We start from the raw sequence: 12,354 nt of genomic DNA, 5'->3' as shown, positions 1-12,354 counted from the left end.
AGCGGTGCGAGGGCACAACGCCCCTGCCCCGCCTCGGGTTTCTAGAGCCCGATCCGCGCCACGAAATCGCGAACCTCGGTCTCGTCCCCGGCTGAAAGCGAGCGCAGGAGCGTCGCCTGCGAGCGCAGGAGCGGCTCCTCGCCGATGATCTTGAGATGGTTCGCCCGCAGTGTCTCGCCGGATGAGGTGATGTCGGCGATTGCCTCGGCGGTCAGGTTGGCCACCGTCCCCTCGGTCGCACCCTGGCTGTCGACCAGTTGGTAATCCGCGACCTCCTCGGCCGAGAGCCAGGCCCGCACCAGCCGGTGGTATTTCGTGGCGATGCGCAGGCGAAAGCCGTGCTCGGCGCGGAAATCGCGGGCGATGGTGGCGAAATCGTCCAGGCTGTCGCAATCGCTCCAGCAGGCGGGCACGGCCAGGATCAGGTCGGCATGGCCGAAGCCCATCGGCGCCAGCTCCTCGACATGGCTGCGCCAGCCGGCCAGCTTCTCGCGGATCAGGTCGGTGCCGGTCACGCCCAGGTGGATGCGGCCGGCCATGAGTTCGCGCGGGATCTCGCCCGCCGAAAGCAGCACCAATGCCACGTTCTCGGCCCCATCGACCCGGCCGGCATATTCGCGATCCGAGCCGGCGCGCGACAGCCGCACGCCGCGGGCGGCAAACCAGTCGAAGCACTGCTCCATCAGCCGCCCCTTGGACGGCACGCCCAGCCGGATCATGCTGCTTTCCCCAAGATCTGGCCCCCCAGCTCGTGAACCAGCCCCGGCCGGATGATGCCGCCCACCGCCGGGATCGAGCGGCCCTGCGCCTGCCCCAGCACCGCCGCCAGCGCATCGTAGCGCCCGCCCGAGGCGACCGGCGGCCAGTCCTCATGCCCCGCGGCGGCAAAGCTGAAGGTCATGCCGTCGTAATATTCCATCGTATGGCGGCCATGGCTGGCGTCGAAATGGACGGCACCCACGTCGATGCCGCGCGCGGCCAGCGCCGCCAGGTTGCGCTCCAGCCGGTCCACGGCCTCGGCAATGTCGGGGATCTCGGCCACCAGTTCGCGCAACTGCCGCAGCGCCTCGGGTGCCGGGGCGCCGATCGCGAACAACCGCTCCAACCGCTCGACCCATTGCGGCGCCAGCGGCGCCTCGGCCGCATCGCCGCGCAGCCGGTCGATGCGAGCCTGCATCTCGGCGGGCGAGCGCAGCCCGGTCCAGGGCGCGCCGCTTTCGGGAAAGCTGCGCGCCTCGGCCGGCGTGGCAAAGCGCGCCAGCAGCCGGGCAAAGCGCCGGGGCCGCCAGATGTGATGCAAAAGCGCCGCGCGCCGCGCGCCCGACAGCGGCAGGGCGCGCACCGCATCCATCAGCAGGTCCATGTCGCCCATGCTGGCTTGCAGGTTCAAGGGCGCCAGGATGTCGTGGAACAGCGCAAAGACCTCGGCATCGGCCTCGGGGTCGCGGGCGAAAAGCTCGAAACCCGCCTGCAGGTATTCGTTGTCGCGCGGATGCTCGGGCCGGGTCTCGCCATGGTCCTGCTTGCGGAACACCTCGCCCAGATAGCAATAGCGTGCCGGCTCGGCGCCGTTCGCCATATGCATCTGCACCACCGGCACAGTGAAATCCGGGCGCAGCATCATCTCGCCGCGGATCGGGTCTTGGGTCACATAGGCGCGGGCGCGGATATCCTCGCCGTAGAGGTCCAGCAGCGTCTCGGCCTCCAGCAGGATGTCGGGCGCGACCTCCTGCGCTCCGGCGGCGCGAAAGGCGGCGAGGATCTGTTGGCCTATGGCCTGTTTCTCGCGCTTGCTCATCCCAGGATGCGCCGGACTTCCGCGACCAGGTCGGCGCGGGCCACCTCGGTCTGGGCGGGCTGGGCCTTCCATTCCTCGTGGCTGGCCTCGGCCGCGATCTTCGCGCCCAGGACCAGATCCTTGACCTGCACGACGCCGCGCGCCGCCTCGTCCCCGCCCTGGATGATGGCGACGGGGGCATTGCGCTTGTCGGCATATTTCAACTGGTTGCCGAAGTTCTTGGGATTGCCCAGATAGACCTCGGCCCGGATGCCGGCGGCGCGCAGTTCGGCGGCCATGGCCTGGTAATCGGCCATGCGTTCGCGATCCATGACGGTGACGACGACGGGGCCCTGTTCGGTCCCGCCCATCAACCCCTTGGCGCGCAGGGCGGCAAGAAGCCGGTCGACGCCGATGGAAACCCCGGTCGCGGGCACCTTCTGGCCGGTGAAGCGTTCCACCAGCCCGTCATAGCGCCCGCCGCCGGCGACCGAGCCGAACTGGCGCTTGCGGCCTTTGTCGTCGAGGATCTCGAAGGTCAGTTCGGCCTCGAAGACCGGGCCGGTGTAATAGCCCAGGCCCCGCACGATGGAAGGGTCGACGATGGCGCGCTCCTCGCCCACGCCCATGGCGGCGAGCATCCGGGCGATCTGCGCCAGTTCCTCGACGCCCTCGGCCCCGGTGGCCGAGGCGCCCACGGCGGCGCGCAGGTTTGCCAGCGTCCCGGCATTGTCCGCGCCTTTCGAGGTCAGGAAGGCCAGCACCGGCTCGGCCTGTTCGGGGCTCAGGCCCACGCCCTCGATGAAGGCGCCGGATTCGTCCTTGCGGCCGGTGGTCAGCAATTGCCGCACGCCTTGCTCGCCGACTTTGTCGAACTTGTCGATGGTGCGCAGCACGTCGTCGGCGGGCTTGCCCTCGGCCACGCCCATGGATTCCAGGATGCCGTTCAGCACCTTGCGGTTGTTGATGCGGATCAGGTAGTCGCCGCGCCGGATGCCGGCATGCTCCAGCGCCGCAGCCAGCATGGCGCAGATCTCGGCATCCGCGGCGACCGAAGCCGAGCCCACGGTATCGGCATCGCATTGGTAGAACTGGCGGAAGCGGCCGGGGCCGGGCTTTTCGTTGCGCCAGACCGGGCCCATGGCATAGCGGCGATAGGGCGACGGCAGGTCACCCCGGAACTGCGCGGCGACGCGCGCAAGCGGCGCGGTCAGGTCATAGCGCAACGCCAGCCAGTCGCCGGCCCCGCCGCCGGGAACCTCTGCCTCTTGCCAGGCAAAGACGCCGGCATTGGGGCGGTCCACGTCGGGCAGGAACTTTCCCAGCGCCTCGACCGTTTCGACGGCACTGGTTTCAAGCGGCTCGAAGCCGTGGCGATGATAGATCTGGGCGATGCGGTCGAGCATCTGCTTGCGCTCGGTCACATCCGCGCCGAAATAGTCTCGGAACCCCTTGGGCGTCTCGGCCTTGGGACGGGGCTGTTTCTTCTGATCTTTCGCCATGGTTTGCCTCGGGCTTTTCCATGCGGCGGTCTAACGGATGGAGGATGGATGGACAAGCAGACGCAGGAACGGATCGAACGGCTGGAGGAAGCCGTGGCCTATCTGACGCGCACCGTCGAGGATCTGTCGGGCATCGTGGCCCGGCAGGAAGGCGAGATCGCGCGGCTGGCGCGGCATGTCGGCATGCTGATGGAGCGCGAGGCGGAACGCGAGGCCGAGGCGGGAACAGTTCCGCTGGCGGACCAGCGGCCGCCGCATTGGTAAGGGCCTGAGGGGCGCTGCCCCTCGCCCCCGTGCCGGGGGCTCACCCCGGAGTATTTGGGAACAGAGAAATCAGCGGCTGGCCGGCCCGAGGCGCGGGCCGGTCGGTGCCGGAGCTTGCGGCGCCGTCAGCGGCGGTTCCGAGACCCGGGCGCGGGCATTCGGGGCGGTCGGCGGCGCGGCAGGCTTCGGAGCGGCCCGCATCGGCTGGCTGAAGGGGCCGCGCGCAGGTGCCTGGGCTTCGGGTTCCGGCTGGGGTTCGGTCGGGGCGACAGCCGGCTGCGGCTGCGATTGCGATTGCGGCAGGGCGTCTTGCGGACGCTCGGGCTGCGCGAGCGCGCGGCGAAAGATCAGCAGGTTGTGATAGACCGTGGTCCGGCTGGTCAGGCCCGAGCGTTCCTCGGCCGGCAGGGTTTCGGCACGGACATATTCCCAGCCGTCGCGGGCCATCTGGTTCAGCGTGTCGGTCAGGGTGGCGGCGAAACGCTCGATCCCGCTGCGCGCGCCCCTGGTCTTTTCGCCGCGGGCCGGGGCGGGGATGACGGTGTATTCGTAGCTGCTCATGCGTGGGCCTTTCCCTTTACGGCGCAGGTTAGGCGAGATGGCCGGCCAAGGGAAGCGTTGCCGCTTGCCCTGGGCGGCGCCTTGCACCCTCCGCCCTGTCCTATCTGCGGGTGATGCCTTCTATGGGGCGCGGCGGGACCGGCTGCGTCACCAGTTCGCGGCGGCGCTTTTCGTAGAAGGCATTGCCGCCCGCGACGAGGACGTAATGCATGTTGTCATAGGAAAACCTGTGGCTGGCGGCATGGAAGAACATCGCGTTGCCGACGAGCGGATGGCGCTCGCCGCGCATGACCGAGCGGGCGGCCTCGCGCACCTCCGGCATGGCCTGCGACTTCATCGGCCGCGACATGATGCCGGGCGCAAACTGGCCCTTCTGTCCCACCACGGCGCAGACCGAGTTCGGATATTGGCGCGACTGGACGCGGTTCATCACCACGCTGCCCACCGCGATCATGCCGTCGCGGCTGGAGCGGTGCGATTCGAAGAACATGGCACGTTCCATGCATTCCAGTTCCGAATGCCGGCGGCCGATCCCGCAGCCTGCCACGACCAGCAGGACGAGAAGGAGGGACAGCCCGCCCCCCCATGGCCTTGCGTTCAGGATTCTCATTTTGCCTGTCCCGACTGCTCGTTGTTTAGGTGATGCTTAGCAACAGGCAGCCCGCCGCATCAACCGCCATGTTCCGCATGGCGGTCCGCGGGACGACGGCGACAGGCGGCAGGGCGCCGGGACTTACTGTCCCAGCTTCCTTGCCACCAGCTCGTTGACCGCCGCCGGGTTGGCCTTGCCGCCGGTGGCCTTGAGCACCTGGCCCACGAACCAGCCGGCGAGCTTGGGGTTCGCGCGCGCCTTTTCCACCTGAGCCGGGTTCGCGGCGATGATCTCGTCCACGGCCTTTTCGATGGCGCCGAGGTCGGTAACCTGCTTCATGCCGCGCGACTCGACGATCTCGGCCGGGTCGCCGCCTTCGGTCCACAGGATCTCGAACAGGTCCTTGGCGATCTTGCCCGAGATCGCGCCCGAGCCGATCAGGTCGATCACGCCGCCAAGCTGGGCGGCCGAAACCGGCGAGGTCTCGACGCTCAGCCCCTCCTTGTTCAGCCGGCCGAACAGCTCGTTGATGACCCAGTTCGCGGCCTGCTTGCCGTCGCGGCCCGAGGCGACCTGCTCGAAATAGTCGGCGCTCTCGACCTCGGCGGTCAGCACGCCGGCATCGTATTCGGAAAGGCCCAGTCCGGTGACGAAACGCGCCTTCTTCTCGTCCGGCAGCTCCGGCATGGCGGCGGCGATATCGTCCACCCAGCCCTGCTCGATCTCCAGGGGCAGCAGGTCGGGATCGGGGAAATAGCGGTAGTCGTGCGCCTCTTCCTTGGAGCGCATCGAGCGGGTCTCGCCCCGGTCGGGATCGTAGAGCCGCGTCTCCTGCACCACCTTGCCGCCATCCTCGATGATGGCGATCTGGCGGCGGGCCTCGTAGTCGATGGCCTGCTGGATGAAGCGCAGCGAGTTCATGTTCTTGATCTCGCAGCGGGTGCCGAGATGGCTGAAATCGCCGGTTTCCTGATAGCGCTCATAGGCACCGGGCGCGCAGACCGACACGTTCACGTCGGCGCGCAGGTTGCCGTTCTGCATGTTGCCGTCGCAGGTGCCCAGGTAGCGCATGATCTGGCGCAGCTTGGCGACATAGGCCGCCGCCTCCTCGGGGCCGCGGATGTCGGGGCGGCTGACGATCTCCATCAGCGCGACGCCGGTGCGGTTCAGGTCCACGAAGGACATGTTCGGGTCCATGTCGTGGATCGACTTGCCGGCATCCTGTTCCAGGTGGATGCGCTCGATCCTGACGCGGCGGGCGACGCCGGGGGCCATGTCCACGATCACCTCGCCCTCGCCCACGATGGGATGATAAAGCTGGCTGATCTGGTAGCCCTGCGGCAGGTCCGGATAGAAATAGTTCTTGCGGTCGAAGGCCGAGACCAGGTTGATCGCCGCCTTGAGGCCAAGGCCGGTCTTGACCGCCTGCGCCACGCAGAACTCGTTGATCACCGGCAGCATGCCCGGCATGGCGGCATCGACGAAGGCGACATGGCTGTTCGGCTCGGCCCCGAAGCCGGTCGAGGCGCCCGAGAACAGCTTGGCGTTCGAGGCGACCTGGGCATGGACCTCCAGCCCGATGACCAGTTCCCAGTCCTGTTTCGCACCCTGAATGATCTTCGGTTCCGGGGCGGTATAGGTCAGATGGTCGAGCATGGCATTTCCCTTGGCAAGGCTGCCCCGCCTTCTAGGCGCTTGGCGCGCGGCTCGCAAGGGTCGCGGATCGCGGCTCGGGGGTCGCGGTCAGCGTTCGACGGGACGAGCCAGCCCATGCTAAGGCAGTTCATCCGGCCCGGGAGCGATGGGCGCGACGCCGGGATCATGGGTGAGACGCTCCAGAGCGCCGCCGTGCCCAGGATCTGCATGCGGGCCGGCCCCAAAAGGGCGCTGGCGCATCTGCCACAGCGCCTGCGGCTCAAGCTCCAGCCCGATCAGCAGCAACATCCAGCATCGCGTCTATGACGATGGCCGCGATCAGATAGCCCAGCGCCGAGCCCAGCCGCACCGACAGCGGCACGGCGATCGCCATTGCCATCAGATAGACGGCGGCGATCAGCAGGAAGGCCCCTGTCAGCGCCCGTCCAGCATCCGCAATTCGTGGGTGCGGCCCGCCTTGACATAGGTCAGTCGCCCGTCGCCGATCGAATTGATGGTGCCGCCGTCGATGCGGTCGCCCAGGCGGACGGTCACCACCTTGCCGTTGCGCAGCCGGATCAGCGCGCGGCTGGCCTTGCCGGCGCCGATGATGCCGATCACCGTGGTGCGGCCCATGTCGAGGCCGCGCGGCTGGGTCGCGGCCTTGGCCACGCTGGCCGAGGTCGAGCCCTTGGGCAGGGCGGCCGTGGCGATCTCGGGCTCGTTGTCGACCTCGGGCGGCTTGTATTCCTGACGCTTGGCACGGGCGGCGCGCTCCTCGGCCTCGGCCTGGGCGCGGGCGCGGGCTTCGGCCTGGGCGCGGGCCTCTGCCTCGGCCTTGGCATCGGCGGCGGCGCGGGCGCGGATGCGCGCCTCGGCCTGGGCCTGCAACTGCTCGTCAAGCTTGCGGCGGGCGGCCAGCTCGGCCTCGCTGGGGCCAGCGGCAGCGGCCGGGGGCGCCGGAGTGGCGGCAGCCTCGGACGCGGCGGGCGGCCGCTCGCCGCGCCGGGGGGGCAGCGGCGACGAGGCCAGCGCCGAAAGCTGCACCCCGCCCGGCGGCGCGGGCGAGGCCGCGACGGCGGCCGAAATGGCCGCTTCGACAGCCCCGCCCGAAACCGCAGCGCCACCACCGGCCGCCGCGGCGGGACGGGCGCGCGGACGGGCCGAACCACGCAAAAGCCCGCCCGGATCCCGGGCGGGCGCGGCAGCGGTTTCGACGCTGTCGGGCTTGTCCGGTGGTGGCGTGGTGGCCGACCTCACTGCGGCATCAATCGCCGATGGATCGGCCGCATCGCTGGCCGTGCCCGGCTTGCGCTGCGGCCGGGCCTGCGCCAGCCTTTCGCCGCGCGGCAAGGGATCGAGCGAGGCCAGTCCACCCCGTCCGATGTCGCGGATGAGGTCGCGCAGATGCTGCTGTTCCGCCGGTGTCAGGCTGTCCGCCTGCGTCCCATCCGTCAGAAGTTCGGGGGTCGAGCCCTCGGGGCGCGACGGCGGCCGCGCCGAACCGCGCAGCCCGGCAGTGCCGGCCGCGGCGGCGGGTTGGGCTTGCACCTGCGCAGGCGCCGCCACAGCAGGAGCCGCCACGGGAGTCGCCGCAGGGGTCGGGGCGGCGCGGCGGCTGCGCTCGGGCGGGCGGGCGCTGCCGACAGGCTGAGCGCGGCGCTGGCTGGCCTCGAAAGGCAGCGGATCCGCAGGCACGCGCGGCGCGGTATCGGCGCGCGGCACCGAGGTCTGCGGCGTGCTGCGGCGCGGTGCAAGCTGCGGGCGGGCCGAACTGGTCAGCCGCGTGGCAGCGGGTGCAGACGGCGCAGGCCGGGCCTGCGCTTGGGCTGGTGCAGGGGCCGCAGGCGTCGGCGTGGTTGCGGCAGGCCGGGCAGCGGCTGCGGGTTGCGCCGCTTCGCCGACGGCAGGCGCGCGTTCCCCGTCCTGCACGGATGCGGCGGATGCAGGGGGCGGAGATGCCGGGGCCGCGGGCACCGAGGCCGAAGGCGGCACCACGGCGGCAGCCACGGCAGCGGCGGCGACGAGGACGCGACGGCGCTCTTCCTCGGTCAGGGCCGAGAGCGGCGCCGGGGCAGATTCGGGCTCGGTCGCCGCGCGTTGCGGCGCGGCAGGCTCCGGCTGGACGGTTTCGGCTTCGGCCGGTGCGGTGGGTTCCGGTGCGGGCGCGGGTTCCGGGGTTTGCGCGGGCACGGGCTCGACAGGCTGCGGGGCCGGTGCCTGCTCGGATGGGGTGACGGCTGCAAGCTGCGCTTCCTGCCGATCCGGGACCAGAAAGGCCCAGATCAGGATCAGCCCGACCACCAGCGCCCCCAGCATGGCGATCAGCCCGGCAAGGCCGCCGCGCTCGCCCGGCCGGCGGGGCTGGACCGGAGCGCTGCCCGCCGGGCGGGCCTGGCGAGCACCGGCAGCGCGCTCATGCACGGCCCGGGCGCGCGGGTTCAGACCGGCATCCGCTTGCGGCGCGGGGCCCTGGGGCGCCGGATCATGGGCTGCAACGTCACGGGGCGCAGCGGGCACGGCCTGCTCCGAAGCCGCTGCCGTTTCCGCAGCATCCGAAGCCTGGATCGGTGCCGCCGCTTCGACGGCGCCGGCGGCGGGAACGTCATCGGCCCCGGCGACGGCCTCGGCCTCGTCTAGCGGCGCCGCCTGAGCATCGTCGGCCAATGCGGCCGGAATGCCAGCGGGCGGGGTTTCAGCAGGATGGTTCCCCGATATTTCCCTGGAAACTTCTTCTGTTGCCTCGGAATCCTCGATCATTTCTGCAGAGGGAGCCGGCTCGGATACTGAAACGGCCTCTCCCGGCTCGTCGGTTTCCTTGGCGGCAACCGTCGAGGCGCTCTCCTCGGGGACCGGCTCGACCGGGCTTTCGGCCGCAACCTCTTCCTCCGCCTCGGACTGGTCGCCGTCGAGATCCAGCGCCGGCTGTTCCTCGGGCAATTCCTCCTCGATCAGCAGCCCCGAGGCGGTAACGCCGGCCTGTGCCGGGTCGACCCGCGGGCGGGCGGAAGGGGCGGGCTCCAGCACGAAGACCGGCTCGCCCGGATAAAGCCCGGCCTCGGGCACGGCGCAATAGCCCTGCCCGTCAAAGCCGTATTGCCCGGCGAAATCGCGGGCCTCGCGCAGGGTCTGGCGGGCCACGGCGGCGACGCGCACGCTGTCGCCGTCGCCTTCCCAATCGAAGGCCAGATCCTCGATGGCATAGGGGGTCAGCCCGTCCAGCGCCCGGCCCACCGCATGCTCGCGATCCGCGCCCGGCGCGACGGTCAGCGTCGTGTAGAGGATCTGGTCGTCGGGAATGATCAGGGTGACGGGCAGCGTCGACCTGGTCCCGTCGCCCGTCGCCATGGCGCGCAGACGGGCCAGTTCCCCCTGAAAATCGGAGGAAGTGAAATCGACCGAGCCAAGATGCCGCCAGGCCGCCGGTGCACCGCCGCCGCCCTGTCGCCCCGGGCCCCGCTCGCGCCGTTCGAGATGCACGGCGTCCTCGCTGAAGGAGAGGGCGTATTCAGTAACGGAATCAAGCGACATCGACGGGCTTTGCTTTCGGTTCCGGGCGCCCCCGGGCATCCTTGGGCGCATCTTCATGATTGATGCTTCTGAACTAACCCAGAACGCGATGCGTGAAAAGCCGAACACCGGATTGTGAGGCATCCCAAAACGCATTTGCGGCGTTACTGGGGCTCGTGAAGACAACTGCGCAAGGGCACGACCCCGACGCGCCAAGGAGTAAAGACCCGATGCCCCAATTCCGACCCCTGATGGCTGCCGCGACGCTGATCGTTCTGGGCGCAGGCCCGCTGATGGCCCAGCCCGCCCAGACCGACGCCCCGCCGCCGCCCGCACAGATGGGACATCATGCCATGAAACATGCCGCCCCCTTCGCCAGGCTGACCGTGACCGGCGCCGGCCAGGCCACGACCCAGCCCGACATGGCGACCATCACCCTGGGCGTCAGCACCCGGGCCGCCACCGCCGCCGAGGCCATGGCGCAGAATGCCGAGCAGCAGGCCAAGGTCATCGAGACGCTGAAGGCCGAGGGCATCGAGGCGCGCGACATCCAGACCTCGGGGCTGAACCTGTCTCCGGTGATGGATTACTCGGACCAGGGTCAGCCGCCGAAGCTGACCGGCTACGGCGCGCAAAACAGCGTCACCGTGCGGGTGCGCGACATCGCGGGGCTCGGCCCGGTGCTGGACAAGCTGGTCGCCTCGGGCGCCAATGAAATCAGCGGCATCGCATTTTCGCGCGAGGACATGGCCGAGGCCGAGGATCAGGCCCGGACCGAGGCCGTGGCCGAGGCACGCCGCCGGGCCGAGGTGATGGCCGATGCGGCGGGCATGCGGCTTGGCCGGCTGCTGTCGCTGTCGGATGTGCAGATGGGCGGCGGGCCGCGCCCGATGATGGCCATGCGCGCCGAAGCCGCAAGCGCGGCCGATACGCCCATCGAGGCGGGCGAACTGGCCGTCAGCGCCAATGTCACGGCGGTTTTCGCCATGCACCCCGCCGATGCGCCGGAAGGCAGCGAGCCGCCGGCACCCGAGGGCGAGACCACGGACGAACCCGTGGAAGCCCCGGCAAACTGACCCGGCGAACTGACCAGGGGCGCATTGTCAGAGGCGGGCGGCGCAGCGATGCGCCGCCCCTTTTCGTCTCAGGCGGTGGAAGCGGCCAATGCCTGGTCCAGATCGGCGATGATGTCGGCCGCATCCTCGATGCCGATGGACAGCCGCACCACGTCCGGGCCGGCACCGGCGGCGATCTTTTGCTCGTCGGTCAGTTGGCTGTGGGTGGTCGAGGCGGAATGGATCACCAGCGAACGCGAATCGCCCAGGTTCGCCACATGGCTGAAGAGCTTCAGGTTATCGACCAGCTTCACCGCCGCGTCATAGCCGCCCTTGATCGCAAAGGTGAAAAGTGCCCCCGCCCCCTTGGGATAGACGCGCCGCGCCGTCGCGTTCCAGGGCGATGAGGCCAGCCCCGCATAGGTTACCGAGGTCACGCGCGGGTCGGCCTCCAGCCATTCCGCGACCTTCTGCGCATTCCCGACATGACGCTCCATGCGCAGGCCCAGCGTCTCGATCCCCATCAGCGTGTAATGCGCCGCCTGCGGGTTCATGGTCATGCCCAGGTCGCGCAGCCCGATGGCGATGCCGTGGAAGGTATAGGCCAGCGCGCCGAAGGTATCGTGGAACTTCAGCCCGTGATAGGCCGGCTCGGGCTCGGACAGGCTGGGGAACTTGCCCGAGGCCGACCAGTCGAACTTGCCCGAATCCACGATCACGCCGCCGGTCACCGTGCCGTTGCCGGTCATGTATTTGGTCAGGCTGTGGACGACCAGCGTCGCGCCCATCTCGATGGGCTTGCACAGCCAGGGCGTGGCCAGCGTGTTGTCGACGATCAGCGGCAGGCCGACCTGGTCCGCGACCTTGGCCACGGCCGGAATGTCGGTGACATAGCCGCCGGGATTCGAGATCGATTCGCAGAAGATGGCGCGGGTGTCGTCATCGACAGCCGCCCGCAGCGCATCGAGATCGTCCAGATCGACGAATTTGCACGACCAGCCGAACCGCTTGATGGTCTGGCTGAACTGAGTGATGGTGCCGCCATAAAGCCGGGTCGAGGCGATCACGTTCTTGCCTGGTCCCATCAGCGGGAACAGCGCCATGATCTGCGCCGCATGGCCCGAGGAACAGCAGACCGCCCCCGCCCCGCCCTCGAGCTCGGCCACGCGGGCCTGAAGCGCGGCGACGGTCGGGTTGGTCAGGCGGGAATAGATATAGCCGACCTCCCGCAGACCAAAGAGCCGCGCGGCATGGGCGGCATCCTGAAAGACATAGGCCGTGGTCTGATAGATCGGCACCTGCCGCGCCCCGGTCGCCGGGTCGGGCGCGCTGCCGGCGTGGATGGCGGTGGTGTCGAAACCCCATTTCTCGGACATGGAAACTCTCCTCTTGTTCGAGGCAGAGACTAGGCGCAAGCTGCGGCGGAAGGGAACAAGAAAGGCGCGGGCCGGCGCCGGA

General features: G+C 69.7%; 10 protein-coding genes. 2 read left to right on the top strand and 8 right to left on the bottom strand.

Annotation, left to right across the window (positions count from 1 at the left end):
- Positions 1-41 precede the first annotated feature (41 nt).
- From hisG to hisS, 3 genes are read right to left on the bottom strand one after another with little or no spacing between them, the layout of a single operon-like run.
- A complete protein-coding gene (gene hisG, locus BLT64_RS03955) occupies positions 42-719 on the bottom strand; it encodes an ATP phosphoribosyltransferase (RefSeq protein WP_011748214.1) in 678 nt (225 codons plus the stop codon).
- On the bottom strand, positions 716-1,798 hold the full coding sequence (locus BLT64_RS03950; protein WP_011748215.1) for an ATP phosphoribosyltransferase regulatory subunit: 1,083 nt from the start codon (positions 1,796-1,798) through the stop codon (positions 716-718). Before BLT64_RS03950 ends, hisG begins: the two co-directional genes overlap by 4 nt.
- Positions 1,795-3,279, bottom strand: a complete 1,485-nt coding sequence (gene hisS, locus BLT64_RS03945; protein ID WP_011748216.1) for a histidine--tRNA ligase — start codon at positions 3,277-3,279, stop codon at positions 1,795-1,797. Before hisS ends, BLT64_RS03950 begins: the two co-directional genes overlap by 4 nt.
- Before the next feature lie 48 nt (positions 3,280-3,327).
- On the opposite strand from hisS, the gene BLT64_RS03940 reads away from it, so the two are divergent.
- Positions 3,328-3,543 (top strand): SlyX family protein, encoded by a 216-nt coding sequence (locus tag BLT64_RS03940; protein ID WP_011748217.1) that lies wholly within the window; start codon positions 3,328-3,330, stop codon positions 3,541-3,543.
- Positions 3,544-3,612: 69 nt separating this feature from the next.
- On the opposite strand, the gene BLT64_RS03935 is transcribed toward BLT64_RS03940, so the two are convergent.
- The 4 genes from BLT64_RS03935 to BLT64_RS03920 form a co-directional block, all read right to left on the bottom strand.
- Positions 3,613-4,104 carry a DUF4177 domain-containing protein gene (locus BLT64_RS03935; protein ID WP_011748218.1) on the bottom strand — a complete coding sequence of 164 codons (492 nt, stop codon included), beginning with the start codon at positions 4,102-4,104 and terminating at the stop codon, positions 3,613-3,615.
- A 100-nt stretch (positions 4,105-4,204) separates the two neighbouring features.
- Positions 4,205-4,714: a cell wall hydrolase gene (locus tag BLT64_RS03930; RefSeq protein WP_011748219.1), complete on the bottom strand. Its 510-nt coding sequence runs from the start codon at positions 4,712-4,714 to the stop codon at positions 4,205-4,207.
- A 123-nt stretch (positions 4,715-4,837) separates the two neighbouring features.
- Positions 4,838-6,352, bottom strand: coding sequence for an Asp-tRNA(Asn)/Glu-tRNA(Gln) amidotransferase subunit GatB (gene gatB, locus BLT64_RS03925; RefSeq protein WP_011748220.1), 1,515 nt, complete (start codon positions 6,350-6,352; stop codon positions 4,838-4,840).
- A gap of 414 nt (positions 6,353-6,766) precedes the next feature.
- Positions 6,767-9,862: a hypothetical protein gene (locus BLT64_RS03920; protein ID WP_041529904.1), complete on the bottom strand. Its 3,096-nt coding sequence runs from the start codon at positions 9,860-9,862 to the stop codon at positions 6,767-6,769.
- A 209-nt stretch (positions 9,863-10,071) separates the two neighbouring features.
- Here BLT64_RS03920 and BLT64_RS03915 point away from each other — a divergent pair, with 209 nt between their 5' ends.
- A complete protein-coding gene (locus BLT64_RS03915) occupies positions 10,072-10,917 on the top strand; it encodes an SIMPL domain-containing protein (RefSeq protein ID WP_011748222.1) in 846 nt (281 codons plus the stop codon).
- Positions 10,918-10,985: 68 nt separating this feature from the next.
- Here the strand turns inward: BLT64_RS03915 and BLT64_RS03910 are convergent, their stop codons facing one another.
- Positions 10,986-12,272, bottom strand: coding sequence for an O-acetylhomoserine aminocarboxypropyltransferase/cysteine synthase family protein (locus BLT64_RS03910; RefSeq protein ID WP_011748223.1), 1,287 nt, complete (start codon positions 12,270-12,272; stop codon positions 10,986-10,988).
- Between the last annotated feature and the right edge of the window lie 82 nt (positions 12,273-12,354).

It is taken from the genome of Paracoccus denitrificans, from assembly GCF_900100045.1.
GTDB lineage: Bacteria > Pseudomonadota > Alphaproteobacteria > Rhodobacterales > Rhodobacteraceae > Paracoccus > Paracoccus denitrificans.
Note: the sequence above shows the minus strand (reverse complement) of the source record. Positions and strands in the feature narration are given on the sequence as shown.

Bases quoted from the DNA above. Each gene is read 5' to 3' on its own strand.
- hisG (WP_011748214.1), bottom strand. From the start codon at position 719: ATGATCCGGCTGGGCGTGCCGTCCAAGGGGCGGCTGATGGAGCAGTGC.
- BLT64_RS03950 (WP_011748215.1), bottom strand. From the start codon at position 1,798: ATGAGCAAGCGCGAGAAACAGGCCATAGGCCAACAGATCCTCGCCGCC.
- hisS (WP_011748216.1), bottom strand. From the start codon at position 3,279: ATGGCGAAAGATCAGAAGAAACAGCCCCGTCCCAAGGCCGAGACGCCC.
- BLT64_RS03940 (WP_011748217.1), top strand. From the start codon at position 3,328: ATGGACAAGCAGACGCAGGAACGGATCGAACGGCTGGAGGAAGCCGTG.
- BLT64_RS03935 (WP_011748218.1), bottom strand. From the start codon at position 4,104: ATGAGCAGCTACGAATACACCGTCATCCCCGCCCCGGCCCGCGGCGAA.
- BLT64_RS03930 (WP_011748219.1), bottom strand. From the start codon at position 4,714: ATGAGAATCCTGAACGCAAGGCCATGGGGGGGCGGGCTGTCCCTCCTT.
- gatB (WP_011748220.1), bottom strand. From the start codon at position 6,352: ATGCTCGACCATCTGACCTATACCGCCCCGGAACCGAAGATCATTCAG.
- BLT64_RS03920 (WP_041529904.1), bottom strand. From the start codon at position 9,862: ATGTCGCTTGATTCCGTTACTGAATACGCCCTCTCCTTCAGCGAGGAC.
- BLT64_RS03915 (WP_011748222.1), top strand. From the start codon at position 10,072: ATGCCCCAATTCCGACCCCTGATGGCTGCCGCGACGCTGATCGTTCTG.
- BLT64_RS03910 (WP_011748223.1), bottom strand. From the start codon at position 12,272: ATGTCCGAGAAATGGGGTTTCGACACCACCGCCATCCACGCCGGCAGC.